19 protein-coding genes and 1 pseudogene are annotated in these 14,265 nt (G+C 68.7%); 8 read left to right on the forward strand and 12 right to left on the reverse strand.

The window, feature by feature from the left end:
* On the forward strand, positions 1-983 hold a 983-nt coding region (gene queG / locus ABDV68_RS13380), incomplete at its 5' end, for a tRNA epoxyqueuosine(34) reductase QueG (protein ID WP_343520524.1).
* Here the strand turns inward: queG and ABDV68_RS13385 are convergent.
* Together ABDV68_RS13385 and ABDV68_RS13390 are read right to left on the reverse strand one after the other, a co-directional pair.
* Positions 958-1,335, reverse strand: coding sequence for a hypothetical protein (locus ABDV68_RS13385; protein ID WP_343520525.1), 378 nt, complete (start codon positions 1,333-1,335; stop codon positions 958-960). The two genes, queG and ABDV68_RS13385, sit on opposite strands and share 26 nt — an antisense overlap.
* On the reverse strand, positions 1,332-2,015 hold the full coding sequence (locus ABDV68_RS13390) for an EI24 domain-containing protein (RefSeq protein WP_343520526.1): 684 nt from the start codon (positions 2,013-2,015) through the stop codon (positions 1,332-1,334). The genes ABDV68_RS13385 and ABDV68_RS13390 overlap by 4 nt, the downstream gene beginning before the upstream one ends.
* A 98-nt stretch (positions 2,016-2,113) precedes the next feature.
* On the opposite strand from ABDV68_RS13390, the gene ABDV68_RS13395 reads away from it, so the two are divergent.
* Together ABDV68_RS13395 and ABDV68_RS13400 are read left to right on the forward strand one after the other, a co-directional pair.
* On the forward strand, positions 2,114-3,112 hold the full coding sequence (locus tag ABDV68_RS13395) for an adenosine kinase (RefSeq protein ID WP_343520527.1): 999 nt from the start codon (positions 2,114-2,116) through the stop codon (positions 3,110-3,112).
* 52 nt (positions 3,113-3,164) lie between these two features.
* Positions 3,165-3,917 (forward strand): SDR family oxidoreductase, encoded by a 753-nt coding sequence (locus tag ABDV68_RS13400; protein ID WP_343520529.1) that lies wholly within the window; start codon positions 3,165-3,167, stop codon positions 3,915-3,917.
* 71 nt (positions 3,918-3,988) lie between these two features.
* Here ABDV68_RS13400 and ABDV68_RS13405 read toward each other — a convergent pair whose 3' ends face one another.
* The 9 genes from ABDV68_RS13405 to hisB form a co-directional block, all read right to left on the reverse strand.
* Positions 3,989-5,530, reverse strand: a complete 1,542-nt coding sequence (locus tag ABDV68_RS13405) for an amino acid permease (RefSeq protein WP_343520530.1) — start codon at positions 5,528-5,530, stop codon at positions 3,989-3,991.
* Positions 5,531-5,638: 108 nt separating this feature from the next.
* Entirely contained in the window at positions 5,639-6,016 is a 378-nt protein-coding gene (locus ABDV68_RS13410; RefSeq protein ID WP_343520531.1) for a histidine triad nucleotide-binding protein, read from the reverse strand.
* Between the two features lie 3 nt (positions 6,017-6,019).
* Positions 6,020-6,346 carry a phosphoribosyl-ATP diphosphatase gene (locus ABDV68_RS13415; RefSeq protein ID WP_343520532.1) on the reverse strand — a complete coding sequence of 109 codons (327 nt, stop codon included), beginning with the start codon at positions 6,344-6,346 and terminating at the stop codon, positions 6,020-6,022.
* 31 nt (positions 6,347-6,377) lie between these two features.
* The gene (locus ABDV68_RS13420; RefSeq protein WP_343520533.1) at positions 6,378-6,560 is read right to left on the reverse strand and encodes a hypothetical protein; all 183 of its coding nucleotides are present in this window, start codon (positions 6,558-6,560) and stop codon (positions 6,378-6,380) included.
* Positions 6,561-6,602: 42 nt separating this feature from the next.
* Positions 6,603-6,860, reverse strand: coding sequence for a PEP-CTERM sorting domain-containing protein (locus ABDV68_RS13425; protein ID WP_343520534.1), 258 nt, complete (start codon positions 6,858-6,860; stop codon positions 6,603-6,605).
* A 123-nt stretch (positions 6,861-6,983) separates the two neighbouring features.
* On the reverse strand, positions 6,984-7,751 hold the full coding sequence (hisF, locus tag ABDV68_RS13430; RefSeq protein WP_343520535.1) for an imidazole glycerol phosphate synthase subunit HisF: 768 nt from the start codon (positions 7,749-7,751) through the stop codon (positions 6,984-6,986).
* The gene (gene hisA / locus ABDV68_RS13435) at positions 7,748-8,464 is read right to left on the reverse strand and encodes a 1-(5-phosphoribosyl)-5-[(5-phosphoribosylamino)methylideneamino]imidazole-4-carboxamide isomerase (protein WP_343520536.1); all 717 of its coding nucleotides are present in this window, start codon (positions 8,462-8,464) and stop codon (positions 7,748-7,750) included. The genes hisF and hisA overlap by 4 nt, the downstream gene beginning before the upstream one ends.
* A gap of 13 nt (positions 8,465-8,477) precedes the next feature.
* Positions 8,478-9,077, reverse strand: coding sequence for an imidazole glycerol phosphate synthase subunit HisH (gene hisH, locus ABDV68_RS13440; protein ID WP_343520538.1), 600 nt, complete (start codon positions 9,075-9,077; stop codon positions 8,478-8,480).
* 170 nt (positions 9,078-9,247) lie between these two features.
* Positions 9,248-9,835 (reverse strand): imidazoleglycerol-phosphate dehydratase HisB, encoded by a 588-nt coding sequence (hisB, locus tag ABDV68_RS13445; RefSeq protein ID WP_343520540.1) that lies wholly within the window; start codon positions 9,833-9,835, stop codon positions 9,248-9,250.
* Positions 9,836-9,938: 103 nt separating this feature from the next.
* On the opposite strand from hisB, the gene ABDV68_RS13450 reads away from it, so the two are divergent.
* The 5 genes from ABDV68_RS13450 (at position 9,939) to ABDV68_RS13470 (ending at position 13,824) form a co-directional block, all read left to right on the forward strand.
* Positions 9,939-10,421, forward strand: coding sequence for a ClpXP protease specificity-enhancing factor SspB (locus tag ABDV68_RS13450; RefSeq protein ID WP_343520542.1), 483 nt, complete (start codon positions 9,939-9,941; stop codon positions 10,419-10,421).
* A gap of 97 nt (positions 10,422-10,518) precedes the next feature.
* Positions 10,519-11,910, forward strand: a complete 1,392-nt coding sequence (gene fumC, locus ABDV68_RS13455) for a class II fumarate hydratase (RefSeq protein ID WP_343520543.1) — start codon at positions 10,519-10,521, stop codon at positions 11,908-11,910.
* 229 nt (positions 11,911-12,139) lie between these two features.
* On the forward strand, positions 12,140-12,337 hold the full coding sequence (locus ABDV68_RS13460; protein WP_343520544.1) for a hypothetical protein: 198 nt from the start codon (positions 12,140-12,142) through the stop codon (positions 12,335-12,337).
* 23 nt (positions 12,338-12,360) lie between these two features.
* The gene (gmk, locus tag ABDV68_RS13465; protein ID WP_343520545.1) at positions 12,361-13,056 is read left to right on the forward strand and encodes a guanylate kinase; all 696 of its coding nucleotides are present in this window, start codon (positions 12,361-12,363) and stop codon (positions 13,054-13,056) included.
* A gap of 183 nt (positions 13,057-13,239) precedes the next feature.
* Complete coding sequence (locus ABDV68_RS13470) at positions 13,240-13,824, forward strand: hypothetical protein (protein ID WP_343520546.1); 585 nt, start codon at positions 13,240-13,242, stop codon at positions 13,822-13,824.
* Here ABDV68_RS13470 and ABDV68_RS13475 read toward each other — a convergent pair.
* Positions 13,816-14,265 (reverse strand): annotated as a pseudogene (locus ABDV68_RS13475) (ATPase); the annotation flags it as partial. The gene ABDV68_RS13470 and the pseudogene ABDV68_RS13475 overlap by 9 nt on opposite strands.

Below are 14,265 nucleotides of genomic sequence, written 5' to 3' on the forward strand. Positions count from 1 at the left end.
CGCGCGCCGACGCCGCGCCGCTGGCGGGCAGGCGGCTGCACGAATGGCTCGCCGAGGGGCGGCACGGCGACATGATCTGGATGGCCGAGCGCGCGCACCACCGCGAGAGCCCGGCGGGGCTGTGGCCCGAGGTGCGCAGCGTGATCTCGCTCGGCATGAGCTACGCCCCCGCGAACGATCCGTTGGCGCTGGCCGGTGCAGGAGAGCGCGGCCGGATCTCGGTCTATGCGCGGGGCTCCGACTATCACGACGTGATGAAGAAGGCGCTCAAGGCGCTAGGGCGCTGGCTGGCGCAGGAGGCGGGGTGCGAGCTCAAGGTGTTCGTCGACACCGCGCCGGTGATGGAGAAGCCGCTGGCAGAGGCGGCCGGGCTGGGCTGGCAGGGCAAGCACACCAATCTGGTGAGTCGCGACCATGGCAGTTGGCTGTTCCTCGGCGCGATCTACACGACGCTGGAGCTGGAACCCGACGGCCCGAGCGGCGGCGGGTGCGGGTCGTGCGATGCGTGCCGGAGGGCGTGTCCGACCGACGCCTTTCCTGCGCCCTATCAGCTCGATGCGCGGCGCTGCATCTCGTACCTGACGATCGAGCTCAAGGGGCCGATTCCCGAGGAATTCCGCGAAGGGATCGGCAACCGCATCTATGGCTGCGACGATTGCCTGGCGGTGTGCCCGTGGAACAAGTTCGCGGCGGCAGCCGGGGCGAACCTCGCCTTCGCGCCGCGCGCCGAGCTCACCGCGCCGGAGCTCAAGGATCTGCTCGCACTCGACGACGCGGGGTTCCGCCAAGTCTTCTCCGGATCGCCGATCAAGCGTATCGGGCGCGACCGGATGATGCGCAACTGCCTGATCGCGGCGGGGAACAGCGGCGATATGGCACTGCTGCCGGCGGTCGAGGCGCTGCTCGACGATCCCGACCCGGTGGTGCGCGAAGCGGCCGGATGGGCGCGGCGGCGGCTTACTTCCCCGCGCGGCTCGCCCTGAGCGCGGCGGCACAGCTCGACTGGTCGATCGGCTTGCCGTCGCGCTGACGGGTCTCGGCAAAGGTGACGGTGGCATCGCCGCGACCCGATTTGGGCGGGTAGAGATAGGCATCGAGCACGCAGATCGGGCCGCCGAACTGGAGTTTGCGCGCCGCGCCCTCGGTCACGTCGAGCTGGGGGCGGCCGAACTGGGCGATCAGGGCATTGGCGCTCGCTCCCATCACCGTGGTGAGCGCGGCCATGCCGGGCTGCGGCACGGGGATCGGCGCGGCGCGAACGACCGGAGGCGGGGCGGTGGCGCCGCCGCAACCCGCGAGCAGGGTCAGCAGGGCGGCGGCGATTGGAACTCTCACTTGGCGGGCCTCCGGTGGAACATGTGCGTCGCCATCGCCGCGCCGACGACGGGCGCGGCGAAATTGACGAACGGCACGAAGAATAGCGCGGTGCCCGCTGCACCCAGCGTGAAGCGCGAGAGCCGCGTCGCACCGCGCCAGCGCGTCAGATCGGCGGCGGGCATATGGCGCACCGCGACCATGTCGCCGAGATCGCGGCCGAGCAGCCACGAATTGACGAGGAAGAAGGCCAGCGCGGTGCCGACGCCGGTGACGAGCAGGACGATGTAGAGCGGGGCGAGCAAGAGATTCACCAGCAGCGCACGGCCGGCCGAGCGCAGCCCCATGCCGAGCGAGCGCGCGAAGCTCAAGTCGCGCGCGGCGGCGAATTGCGCGGGATAGTGCTTCGCCTCGACCGCGTGGACGACCTCGTCGGCGAACACGCTGATCACCGCGACGGCGATCGCGCGGAACAGCAGCCATGCGCCGAGGGCGGCGAGCAGCAGCGCGGCGGCGGCGATCAGGCTGGCGATGCTGTCGCTCGCGTCGAAATAATGTTCGACGAGCGCGTCGACCCCGAACCACAAGGCGGTGCCGAGCGCGGCGAAGATCGTCAGCGTCAGCAGCATCGATTTGACGAACACGGCGAGGATCCGCCTGTCGCCGAGCTGGCGGATCGAGAGAAGGAAGGCCTCGAGCATCGCGGGCATGGATGGAGCGCGAGGGGCGGACAAGTCAACGCAGTTGCGCAGCAGGGCCGCGTCCACTAGGCGCGCGAAAACCTTCTCCGGAGACCAATGTGACCGCACCCGCCCATGACGTCGTCGCCATCGGCAACGCCATCGTCGACGTCCTCGCCTCGGCCGAGGACAGCTTCATCGACGAGATCGGCGTCGCCAAGGGATCGATGCAGCTGATCTTCTCGCCCGACGATGCCGACGCGCTTTACGCGAAGATGGGCCCGGGACGCGAGGTGTCGGGCGGCTCGGCCGGCAACACCGTGGCGGGAATGGCGGCGCTCGGCAGCCGCTGCGCGTTCATCGGCCAGGTCGCCGACGACCAGCTCGGCCAGGTGTTCGCGCACGACCTGCGCGCCAGCGGCGTGGATTTCGACACGGCGGCGCGCGCCGGCCCGCCCTCGACCGCGCGCTGCCTGATCTTCGTGACGCCCGACGGGCAGCGTACGATGAACACCTTCCTCGGCGCGTCGCAGTTCCTGCCCGAGAAGGCGCTCGACCGCGACCTCATCGCGGGCGGCGCGATCCTCTATCTCGAAGGCTATCTGTGGGATCCCGAGGAACCGCGCCAGGCGATGCGCGCCGCGATCGACATCGCGCGCGGCGCGGGGCGCAAGGTCGCCTTCACCCTGTCCGACGTGTTCTGCATCTCGCGCCATGGTGGCGATTTCCGCGCGCTGATCGCCGAGGGGCTGATCGACATCCTGTTCGCCAACGAGAATGAGCTGCTGGCACTGGCCGAGGTCGAGGGCTGCGAGGAGGCGATCGCCAGGATCGCGGCGCAGGTGCCGGTCCTCGTCGTGACGCGCAGCGAGAAGGGCGCGATCGCGATCTCCAATGGCGCGCGCGCCGAAGTGGCGGCGGAGCCGATCGACAAGGTGGTCGACACCACCGGGGCGGGCGACCTGTTCGCGGCGGGCTTCCTGCACGGCCAGGCGCAGGGCTGGAGCCTGGAGAAGTCGCTCAAGCTCGGCGCGGTGTGCGCGGCCGAGATCATCAGCCACTATGGCGCGCGCGCCGAGGTCGATCTCAAGGCGCTGGCCGCGGAAAAGCTCGGCTAGCGCCGCAACCGGCGCCGGCACCGCACGTTGAGCCGCGTCTAGGAGACGAGGCATGGCGAACGGCGCATCGCAACTGGTGAACAAGCGGGTTCTGATCACGGGGGGTGCCGGCGGCGTGGGCCGCGCGGTGGCCGAACGGATGCTCGCAGCGGGCGCGCGCGTGCTGCTCACCGATCGCGAGGAGCTTGGCCTGCGATCGCTGGTGGAGGTTTTTTCGCCGGAGCAGCAGGAGCGGGTCGAGACGGTGACCGCCGACCTGTCGAGCGCCCCGGGCCTAGCGCGCCTGTTCGAGCGCGTCGATGCGTGGCTCGGCGGGCTCGATGTCCTCGTCGCTTGCGCCGGAGTCGGTTCGGGCCCCTTGTCCGAGATGGACGATGCCGGCTGGCGCTATGTGATCGACAGCAATCTGGTGAGCTATGTCGCCTGCGCCAAGGAAGCGACCGAACGGATGCGCGCGAGCGGCAACCGCGAGGCGATGGTGATCCTGGTCGGCTCGATCAGCGTGCACATCAAGGCGGTCGGCGAAAGCGTGTACAACGCTGCCAAGGGCGGCGTCGCCAGCTTCGCCGAGACGCTGCGCAAGGAACTCATCCCCGACGGAATCCGGCTGACCCTGATCGAGCCCGGCGCGATCGCCTCGGCGATGCAGCCCTTCACTCCCGAAGAGCGACAGCGACTGATGACCGCGCACAAGCTGCTGCCGCCGGAGGAGGTCGCCGAGGCGATCCTGTTCGCGGCGACCCGTCCGCCCGGAATCGACGTGGTGACGCTGCGGATCGAACCGCTCGACCAGAAGATTTTCTGACGGTCGAAGCCAAAGGAAAGGAAAAAGGGCCGGGAAAGCCCCGGCCCTTGTGTTTGCGGATCGCGCGCCGGTCAGCGCGTGCCGGGCACCGGCGGATCCAGTTCCTCATACGCCTCGTGCTCGGGCACATCGATGATGCCGCGGCCGACATGGCTGCGCGAGCGGCTGTAGCCGAAATAGACGAGGAAGCCGATCGCCGCCCAGATCAGGAACAGGATGATGCTCTTGTGATCGAGGCTGATGAACAGATAGACGCAGCCCAGGATCGCGATCGGCGCCGTCAGCCACACCAGCGGCGTGCGGAACGGCCGGTGACGGGTCGGATCGGTGCGGCGGATCACCAGCACCGCGATCGACACCGCTGCGAAGGCGAACAATGTGCCCGAGTTGGAGATGTTGGCGAGCTGCCCCACCGGGAAGAACGCCGCGAACAGCGCCACCGCGACGCCGGTGATGATCGTGATGACGTGCGGCGTGTTAAACTTCGGGTGGATCTTCGAAAAGGCGGCGGGGAGCAGGCCGTCGCGGCTCATCACGAAGAAGATGCGGGTCTGGCCGAACATCATCATCAGGATGACCGAAGGCAGCGCCAGGCCGGCGGCGAGGCCGAGCAGGTTGCCGATCTGCGGCCAGCCGATCTCGCGCAGCGTGAACGCCAGCGCTTCCTTCGAGCAGACCACGTCCTTCATGCCCTCGGCGGCGCGCGCGGCGCACTGCGCGGCGAGCTCGCGGCTGCCCGGCTCGAGCACGGCGCCCGCGGCGCCGAGCACCGGCTGGGTGCTGAGGCCCGGGGCGCCGATCACGCCGGCGGCGACGAGCAGGTAGAAGACGGTGCAGATGGTGAGGCTGCCGATCAGGCCGATCGGCATGTTGCGCTGCGGATTCTTGGTCTCCTCGGCCGCGGTCGAGACCGCGTCGAAGCCGACATAGGCGAAGAAGATCGACGCCGCGGCCATCGACACGCCGATGAAGCCGGTTGGCGCGAAGGGCGAGAACTGCTCCATGTTCATCACCGGCACCGCGAGCAGGATGAACGCGGTCAGCGCCGTCACCTTGATCACGACGAGGATCGAGTTGATCGTCGCGCTCTCCTTGGTGCCGATCACCAGCAGCCAGGTGACCAGGCCGGCGATGAGCATCGCGGGCAGGTTGATCATGCCGCCGTCGAACGGACCGGTGACGAGGCTGTCGGGTATGTCGATGGCGAGGGTATGCTCGAGCAGGCCGACGACATAGCCCGACCAGCCGACCGATACCGCGCCCGCGGCGACGGCATATTCGAGGATCAGCGCCCAGCCGACCATCCACGCGATGAGCTCGCCCATCACGGCATAGCTATAGGTGTAGGCCGAGCCCGAGACCGGCACCATCGCCGCCATCTCGGCATAGCACAGCGCGGCGAAGGCGCAGACCACGCCCGCGATGACGAAGCTCAGCATCATCGCCGGCCCCGCCTTTTGCGCGGCTTCGGCGGTCAGCACGAAGATGCCGGTACCGATCACGGCGCCGATGCCCAGCATGGTTAGCTGGAAGGCGCCGAGCGACCGGTGGAGCGATTTCTTCTCCGCGGTCGCCAGAATGGCGTCGAGTGGCTTAACGCGCCCGAAAATCATGCAGCAATCCAATCCCCCTTGGCAGCGTGGCCGTTGCCATCGCCGCGGATGCGAAAGCCCGGGAGCCTAAACGCAAATCGGGTGCGCGCAATCCCCCAAAAGTGCGGTTCATCGCGCCAACATTGGACCCAGCGGCTTGCCGGCGAAGACGTGGACATGGAGGTGCGGCACCTCCTGCCCGGAATTGACGCCGACATTGGCGAGCAGGCGGTAGCCGGGCTCGACCGCGCCGGCTTCGCGCGCGACGATCCCGACCGCGCGGACGAAGCCCGCGATCTCGGCATCCGAGGCGCGCGCCGAGAAATCGTCCCACGAGACATAGGGGCCGCGCGGGATCACCAGCAGATGGGTGGGCGCGAGCGGGTTGATGTCGTGGAACGCGACGGCATAATCGTCCTCATAGACGCGTTTCGAGGGGATTTCGTCGCGGAGGATCTTCGCGAAGATGTTCTGGTCGTCGTACGGCTGAGTCGCGTCAATCGGCATGTTCTAGGCTCCTGCTGGGCGGCTGGCCTTCTCGTCGATTCCGGAAATGCCCTCGCGGCGGGCGAGCTCGGCGCGGACGTCGTCGAGCGAAAGCCCTGCATCGGCGAGCAGCACGAGGAGGTGGAAGAGCAGGTCGGCGGCCTCGCCGGTGAGGCCTTCGCGATCGTCCTGCACCGCGGCGATCGCGGCCTCGACCGCTTCCTCGCCGAGCTTCTGCGCGATCTTGGCGCGGCCCCTGGCGGTGAGCTTGGCGACATAGGAAGTGGCCGGATCGCCGTGGCGGCGTTCGCGGATCACCTGTTCCAGCGTGTCGAGGATGTCGGCGGCCATGCCCGCGCAGTCGGGCAGGCGGCCGGCGGTGTCAATCCTTGGGCTGGCGCTTGCGGCGGCGCATCGCGCGCTGGGCGAGCCAGATCCCGCCCGCGGCCATCGCGGCGAGCGCGAGATCGGACAGCTCGGGCATCGAACGGCGCGTGATCTCGCCGCCATGCGCGGCGAAAGCGGGCGCGGCGGCGAGCAGCAGCATGGGCAGGGCGCGGATCATGCGTCGAGCATAGGCCAGCGTCCCTGCCAAAAGGTGAAGCTCTCAGTCGGGCTTGCGTCGGCTGCGGCGGATGAGCGCGGCACCGGCGATGCCGAGCGCGAACAGGCCGAGCGCGGCCGGCTCGGGGATCGAGGACGGGCTGCCGCCGCTCGATGAACTCGGTGCGCCGCCGGAGCTCGAGGCACCGCCCGACGAGCTGCCGCCCGGCGACGAGGCGGGCGGCGTGTCCATGGCGAAGGCCGGGGCAGCGGGCAGCGCGACGGCTGCCGCGAGGATGGCGAGGCGAATGGTGACGGTCATGGCACTCTCCCTGTTCCAGTGACGGGGAGAACGGCAGCAAGATGGCGGCCAGAAGCGGCAGGCAGCGCGAATCCGCGGCAACACATGGTTAACGTGCCGCTGCCCGGCATGGTAACTGTCAAGTTAACCGACGCTGCGCACCGGGATTCCCGCCGCGGCGAGCGCGGCATGGGCGTCGGCGATGCTCGCCTCGCCGAAATGGAAGATCGAGGCGGCGAGCACCGCGCTGGCATGTCCGTCGCGGATGCCGGCGACGAGGTGATCGAGATTGCCGACCCCGCCCGAGGCGACGACGGGGACGGTCACCCGGTCGGCGATCGTGCGGATCAGCTCGAGGTCGTAGCCGTCGCGCGTGCCGTCGCGGTCCATCGAGGTGAGCAGCAGCTCGCCCGCGCCGAGTCTCGCGAGATTGAGTGCGTGCGCGACCGCATCGATCCCCGTCGGCTTGCGTCCGCCATGGGTGAACACCTCCCAGCGGCCCGGCTCGACCTGGCGTGCATCGACCGAGGCGACGACGCACTGGCTGCCGAAGCGGTCCGCGATCTCGCTTACGACTTCGGGCCGCGAGACGGCGGCGGAGTTGACGGCAACCTTGTCGGCACCGGCAAGGAGCAGCGCGCGGGCGTCCTCGGCGGAGCGCACGCCGCCGCCCACGGTGAGCGGCATGAAGCAGACCTCGGCGGTGCGGCGGACGACGTCGATGATCGTCCCGCGCGCCTCGTGGCTGGCGGTGATGTCGAGGAAGCAGAGCTCGTCGGCGCCGGCCGCGTCATAGGCGCGCGCCTGCTCGACCGGGTCGCCGGCGTCGCGCAGGTCGACGAAGTTCACCCCCTTGACGACGCGGCCGTCGGCGACGTCGAGACACGGGATGACGCGCGCGCGGACGGTCATGCTGCGGCCTTGAGCGCCTCGGCGAGGTCGAGGCGGCCGTCATAGAGCGCGCGGCCGGTGATGACGCCTTCGATTCCGGGCTTGCCGACGAGCGCATGGATGTCGGCGATGTCCGCGACGCCGCCGCTGGCGATGACGGGGATCGGCACCTCGGCGGCGAGCGCGACGGTGGCCTCGACGTTGCAGCCCTTGAGCAGCCCGTCGCGGCCGACATCGGTGAACAGCAGGGCGGCGACGCCGGCATCCTCGAAGCGGTGGCCGAGCTCGGCGACCGACACGGTGGAGACGTCGGCCCAGCCCTTGGTCGCGACGAAGCCGTCGCGCGCGTCGACCGCGACGACGATTCGGCCGGGATGCGCGGCGGCGGCCTCGCGCACGAAGTCGGGATCCTCGAGCGCGGCGGTGCCGATCACCACCCGCTCGACGCCGATGTCGAGCCAGCGCTCGACCGACGCGCGGTTGCGGATGCCGCCGCCGAGCTGAACCTTGCCGGGAAACCTCGCGACGATTGCGGCGACCGCGCCGCCATTGATCGATTCGCCAGCGAACGCCCCGTCGAGATCGACGACATGGAGGTGAGTCGCACCCGCCTTGGCGAAGGCCTCGGCCTGCGCGGCGGGATTCTCGCCATAGACGGTGGCGCGCGTCATATCGCCCTCGGCGAGGCGGACGACCTGACCGGCTTTCAGGTCGATGGCGGGGAAGACGATCACGTCAAATTCCTTATCACGGGCGCCACCTCAGAAACCGTTCGAGCAGCGCCAGGCCGTAGCGCTGGCTCTTTTCGGGGTGGAACTGCACCCCGGCGAAATTGTCGCGGCCGATCGCGGCGGTGACCGGCCCGCCATGCGTTGTGGTCGCGAGCACCGCCTCGCCCGCATAGGCGAAGCTGTGGAGGAAATAGGCCTCGCCCGGCTGGATCAGCGGGTGCGGCGCCAGGGGAACGACGTCGTTCCATCCCATATGCGGCACGCGCACGCCGTTCGCCGGAAGCTGGCGGACCGTGCCGTCGAGCCAGCCGAGCCCCGGATGCGTGCCGAGTTCCTCGCCCGTCTTTGCCAGCAGCTGCATGCCGACGCAGACGCCGAGGAACGGCATGCCGTCCGCGATCACGCGCTGGTCGAGCGCCTCGACCATGCCGGAGATCGCGCGCAGGCCCGACGCGCAGGCGCCGAACGCACCGACGCCGGGCAGGACGATGCGATCCGCCTTCGCCACCACCTCCGGATCGGCGGTGACCGCGACGTCCGCCGCGCCCGCCGCCTTCAGCGCATTGTGGACCGAATGGAGGTTGCCGGCGCCGTAATCGATCAGCGCGACGGTCATCCGCCATCGCCCGGAAGTTTGCACTCAGTTGACACTATCGCGCCGCCGACTTGCCCTTTGCCCGGTCGGCATCCCGGGAAGAGGCGGGCGAACGAAGGCGTCGAGCGATGCAAGCAAATGAAATCCAACATATCAACCGCTTTTCCGGCGGCGTGCCGGCCATGCGAGAGTCACAGTGTGCCCTTGGTCGAGGGAATCGCGTCGGCCTTGCGCGGATCGATCTCGACCGCCTGGCGCAGCGCGCGGGCGAGGCCCTTGAACGCGGCTTCGGCGATATGGTGGTTGTTCTGGCCGTAGAGCGTCTCGACGTGCAGCGTCACGCCCGCGGTCTGGGCGAAGCTGTGGAACCAGTGCTCGAACATCTCGGTGTCCATCTCGCCGAGGCGCTTCTGGCTGAACTCGGTCTTCCACACCAGGAAGGGGCGGCCCGAGATGTCGATCGCGACGCGAGTCAGCGTCTCGTCCATCGGCGAGAGCGCGTCGGCGTAGCGGCGGATGCCGCGCTTGTCGCCCAGCGCCTCGGCGATCGCGGCGCCGATCGCGAGCCCGGTGTCCTCGACCGTATGGTGCTGGTCGATGTGGAGGTCGCCCACGGTCCTGACCTCGAGATCGATCAGCGAATGGCGCGAGAGCTGCTCGAGCATGTGATCGAAGAAGCCGATCCCGGTCGAGATCGCATAGCTGCCGGTGCCGTCAAGGTTGACGGTGACGTCGACCGAGGTCTCGCTGGTCTTGCGGCTGATCGTCGCGGTGCGCATGGCCGCTCCATAGCGCCGTGGCGGGGTCATGCAATGATGGCGCAGCTATGCCGGTCCCCACTTCATCTTGACCGGTGCGCCGAGGCCTGTAGGCAGTGGTCCTATGAGTGGTAGCGTGCCCGACAGCCTGATTCCCTATGACGAGATCGTGCAGGAGGCCCTGCGCGCCGTGGTCGGCCGCGTGCTCGACCAGGTCGCGGCGACCGGCGCGCTCCCCGGAGCGCATCATTTCTACATCACCTTCAAGACCCGCGCGCCCGGCGTGGACATCCCCGACCGGCTGATCGAGCGCTTTCCGGACGAGATGACGATCGTCCTGCAGCATCGCTTCTGGGACCTGAAGGTCGACGACGAGCGCTTCTCGGTCGGCCTGAGCTTCAACCAGATTCCCTCGACGCTGGTGATTCCCTTCGCCGCGATCACCGGATTCCACGACCCGGCCGTCAATTTCGAGCTGCGCTTCCAGGCGGCCGAGGACCCCGACGGCCCCGAACCGCACGAGGAGGCCGAGAATGACGGTCCCAGCGTGACGCCGGTCGAGGACGGGTCGAACGTCGTGGCGGTGGACTTCAAGCGGAAGAAATAGCGCGCCGTCACCCCAGCGAAAGCTGGGGTCTTGCGCCGCAAGGGTTGCGCTTGCCGCCTGAGATCCCAGCTTTCGCTGGGATGACGAGGAGCAGCATGTGACGCAGACCCGCACCGAAACCGACTCGATCGGCGCGATCGAGGTGCCGGCGGACGCCTATTGGGGCGCCCAGACCCAGCGCAGCATCGAGAATTTTCCGTTCGGCGCGCGCGAGCGCATGCCGCTCGAGATCGTCCATGCGCAGGCGATCGTGAAGCAGGCCGCGGCGCGAGTGAACGCGAAGCATGGACTCCAGCCCGAGATCGTCGCGGCGATCGAGGATGCGGCCCAGGTGATCGTCTCTGGCCGGCTCGACGACCAGTTTCCGCTCGTCATCTGGCAGACCGGCTCCGGCACGCAGACCAACATGAACGTCAACGAGGTGATCGCCGGCTACGCCAACGAGAAGCTCGCGGGCATGCGCGGCGGCAAGACGCCGGTCCACCCCAACGACCATGTCAACATGAGCCAGTCGTCCAACGACAGCTTCCCGACCGCGCTCCACGTCGCGACGGCGCTGGCAACACGCGACGTGCTGCTGCCCGCCTTGCAGATCCTCACCGACGCGCTCGCCGCCAAGGCGAAGGCATGGGATCATATCGTCAAGATCGGCCGTACCCATACGCAGGACGCGACGCCGCTGACGCTGGGGCAGGAAGTCTCAGGCTATGCCGCGCAGTTGGTGAGCTGCCGGGCGCGGATCGAGGGGGCGCTGAACGGCGATATCCGCAAGCTGGCGATCGGCGGCACCGCCGTCGGCACGGGGCTCAACGCGCCCGAGGGCTGGGCGGACGACATGGTCGCGGCGATCAGCGAGATCACCGGCAGCGCGTTCGAAAGCGCGCCCAACAAGTTCGAGCAGCTTGCCGCGAAGGACGGGCTGGTTTTCTTCTCCGGCGCGCTCAACACGCTGGCCGTGGCGCTGAACAAGATCGCCAACGACATCCGCCTGCTCGGCTCTGGACCGCGCTCGGGCTTGGGGGAGCTGTCGCTGCCGGCGAACGAGCCGGGCAGCTCGATCATGCCTGGCAAGGTCAACCCGACTCAGTGCGAATCGCTGACGATGGTCGCGGCGCAGGTGATCGGGAACCACCAGGCGGTGACGGTCGGCGGCATGCAGGGGCATTTCGAACTCAACGTGTTCATGCCCCTGATCGGCGCCAATGTACTGCGCTCGATCCACCTGCTCGGTGTCGGTATGACGAGCTTCGCCGCGCGCTGCGTCGACGGGATCGAGGCGAACGAACGGCAGATCGCCGAACTGGTCGAGCGATCGCTGATGCTGGTGACGGCGCTCGCGCCCGAGATCGGCTACGACAACGCCGCGAAGATCGCCAAGGTCGCGCATGCCGAGGGGCTGACGCTGCGCGAGGCGGGACTCAGGCTGGGGCTGGTCGATGAAGCGACCTTCGACCGCGTGGTGCGGCCCGAGACGATGGTGGGGCGATAGGACGGATCGACAATCAATCCTCCCCCGCCAGGGGGAGGTGGCGCCGAAGGCGTCGGAGGGGAGGACTCCTGCCGCTCGCTGGTCGCTGTCCGCCCCCCTCCGTCAGGCTGCGCCTGCCACCTCCCCCTGGCGGGGGAGGATTATGACGATCCCGTCTCAGTCACCACGCGTCATGGAACTCGCGCGAGAACCCTCAGTTGATAGGCCGAACAAAGGCAAAGGAATCAAAATGATCGGCAAGGTTATCGGTGCGCTCGTCGGACGCGAGATCGATCGGCGCGACGGCGAGGGCGGCGCCAAGGGTGCGGCGTTGGGCTGGTTGGCGGCGGGCGCGATGAAGCGGCTCGGGCCGATTGGGCTGGCGCTGGGTGGCGCCTATGTCGCCAAGAAGGTCTATGACCGGCGCAAGGCGTCGCGGCGTGGCTGACGCCATAGCTTGACGGACCCGCCATGCCCGCGCCAATGGCGGGCATGGCGCATCGCGAATCCAAGTTCGAATTCGACCGCAGGGGCGTGCTGTTCGTGCTGTCCTCGCCCTCCGGCGCGGGCAAGTCGACCATCGCGCGCAAGTTGCTCGAGGCCGAGCCCGGCATGGGCGTCTCCGTCTCCGCGACCACGCGGCCGATCCGGGAGGGCGAGCAGGACGGGCGCGAATATCATTTCGTCTCCACCGAGACCTTCAAGGAAATGGCCGCGCGGCACGAGTTCCTCGAATGGGCGCACGTCTTCAACTATCGTTACGGTACGCCGCGCGCGCCGGTGAAGAAGATGCTGGCCGAGGGGCAGGACGTGCTGTTCGACGTCGACTGGCAGGGCGCGCAGCAGCTGTTCCAGCTCGAGGGCGGCGACGTGGTGCGCGTGTTCATCGTGCCGCCCTCGCTCACCGAGCTCGAGAAGCGCCTGCGCGACCGCAACACCGACAGCGAGGACGTGATCCAGTATCGCATGAAGCGCGCCGAGCGGGAGCTCAGCCACTGGGACGGCTATGACTATGTCGTGGTCAATGACGACCTCGATGTCTGCTTCGAGAAGGTCCGCACCATCCTGCAGGCCGAGCGCGAGAAGCGCTCGCGCAAGCCCGGCCTGATCGGCTTCATCCGCGAGCGCCAGGAAGAAGCTGTCGAAATGGGGCTGGCGACGCGTTGATCGGCCAAATCCTCCCGCGACAGGGGGTATCGGCCGCAGGCTGGCGGAGGGGACGGAGGCCAACGGATGTTAGGAGTCCTCCCCCTCCGTCACGCTTCGCGTGCCACCTCCCCTGGCGGGGGAGGGTTTGAACTAGATGTCGATCGGGCCTAGCCTGCGCCCCTGAACAAGGGGAGATGCAACATGCCAAGGGCAGTATTGGGCGGCCTGCTGGGCGGGGTCGCCATGTGGATCATCGGCTTCATCTTCTGGGGCACGCCGCTGAGCCTGCTCGCGGTGACCAGTACCGGCGACGCCGCGAGCGCATCGGTGCAGGCGGCGCTCGCGCAGCATCTCGGACCGACGGGAAGCGGCGCCTATCCGATCCCGTGGCCGGGTACCCCGTCGGGCACGCAGATGTACGGCCAGGGGCCGGTGGCAATGGTGCTGTTCAACGCGCACGGCTTCGCGCTGCCCGACACCGCGGCGCTGATCGCCGGGCTCGTGCTGTCGGTGGTTTGCGCGCTGGTGCTGGCGTTCGCGCTGGCGCGGGTGACGGTGGGGATGAGCTTCGGCGGGCGGCTGACGATCGTCGGCCTGTTCGCGGTCGCGATCACCGCCTACAGCCAGCTCGGCCAGCCGATCTTCAACCACGCGCCGTGGGGCTATTTCGTCTATCTGTGGATCAGCGAGGTCGCCGGATGGCTGGCGGCCGGCGCGGTGATCGCGTGGCTGCTGCCCAAGCCGGTGGTCGCGGCTACGGCGCCGATCGAAGCGCCGCTAGAGTAAGGACAGGAACCGCGCGCCCGCGTCGAAATCGGCGCGGCGCGCGGCGCGGGCTTTCCGCGCGAGCTCGTCCTCGCCCCAATGCTCGGCCTGCCAGTCCTCGTCGAGATTGGCGGCGGACCAGATGTCCTCGGGCGTCGCGGCGCCCTCGAGCAGCGCCAGTGCGGCGATCAGCGAGCCGGTGACGGTGACCAGCGGGGACAGCGCCGCGAGCTCGAACGGCGAGCGCACGGCGACCGCTTCGGCAAGCTTGGCGATCGTGTCGGACGACTGCGGGCGGTGCATCACGCCGGTGGTGGTGACCGGGTCGACGCCATAGCGGGTGCGCGCCCAGTCGAGCAGCGGATCCCACGCCGCCTGCTGGCGCAATTGCAGCTCGAGCGGATGGTCGGCGCGGTAGCAGAGCATTGGAACTCCGCTCAGCCAGCCTGCTACCTCCTCCCT

The sequence above is a fragment of the Sphingomonas sp. genome (genome assembly GCF_039595165.1).
Lineage (GTDB): Bacteria > Pseudomonadota > Alphaproteobacteria > Sphingomonadales > Sphingomonadaceae > Sphingomonas.

What these genes read in the sequence shown, in the direction of transcription:
- ABDV68_RS13410 (WP_343520531.1), bottom strand. Translation starts at nt 6,016, where the DNA reads ATGCCGATTGACGCGACTCAGCCGTACGACGACCAGAACATCTTCGCG.
- ABDV68_RS13405 (WP_343520530.1), bottom strand. Translation starts at nt 5,530, where the DNA reads ATGATTTTCGGGCGCGTTAAGCCACTCGACGCCATTCTGGCGACCGCG.
- hisF (WP_343520535.1), bottom strand. Translation starts at nt 7,751, where the DNA reads ATGACCGTCCGCGCGCGCGTCATCCCGTGTCTCGACGTCGCCGACGGC.
- ABDV68_RS13390 (WP_343520526.1), bottom strand. Translation starts at nt 2,015, where the DNA reads ATGCTCGAGGCCTTCCTTCTCTCGATCCGCCAGCTCGGCGACAGGCGG.
- ABDV68_RS13460 (WP_343520544.1), top strand. Translation starts at nt 12,140, where the DNA reads ATGATCGGCAAGGTTATCGGTGCGCTCGTCGGACGCGAGATCGATCGG.
- ABDV68_RS13400 (WP_343520529.1), top strand. Translation starts at nt 3,165, where the DNA reads ATGGCGAACGGCGCATCGCAACTGGTGAACAAGCGGGTTCTGATCACG.
- gmk (WP_343520545.1), top strand. Translation starts at nt 12,361, where the DNA reads ATGCCCGCGCCAATGGCGGGCATGGCGCATCGCGAATCCAAGTTCGAA.
- ABDV68_RS13415 (WP_343520532.1), bottom strand. Translation starts at nt 6,346, where the DNA reads ATGGCCGCCGACATCCTCGACACGCTGGAACAGGTGATCCGCGAACGC.
- ABDV68_RS13450 (WP_343520542.1), top strand. Translation starts at nt 9,939, where the DNA reads ATGAGTGGTAGCGTGCCCGACAGCCTGATTCCCTATGACGAGATCGTG.
- hisH (WP_343520538.1), bottom strand. Translation starts at nt 9,077, where the DNA reads ATGACCGTCGCGCTGATCGATTACGGCGCCGGCAACCTCCATTCGGTC.
- ABDV68_RS13470 (WP_343520546.1), top strand. Translation starts at nt 13,240, where the DNA reads ATGCCAAGGGCAGTATTGGGCGGCCTGCTGGGCGGGGTCGCCATGTGG.
- ABDV68_RS13425 (WP_343520534.1), bottom strand. Translation starts at nt 6,860, where the DNA reads ATGACCGTCACCATTCGCCTCGCCATCCTCGCGGCAGCCGTCGCGCTG.
- ABDV68_RS13420 (WP_343520533.1), bottom strand. Translation starts at nt 6,560, where the DNA reads ATGATCCGCGCCCTGCCCATGCTGCTGCTCGCCGCCGCGCCCGCTTTC.
- hisB (WP_343520540.1), bottom strand. Translation starts at nt 9,835, where the DNA reads ATGCGCACCGCGACGATCAGCCGCAAGACCAGCGAGACCTCGGTCGAC.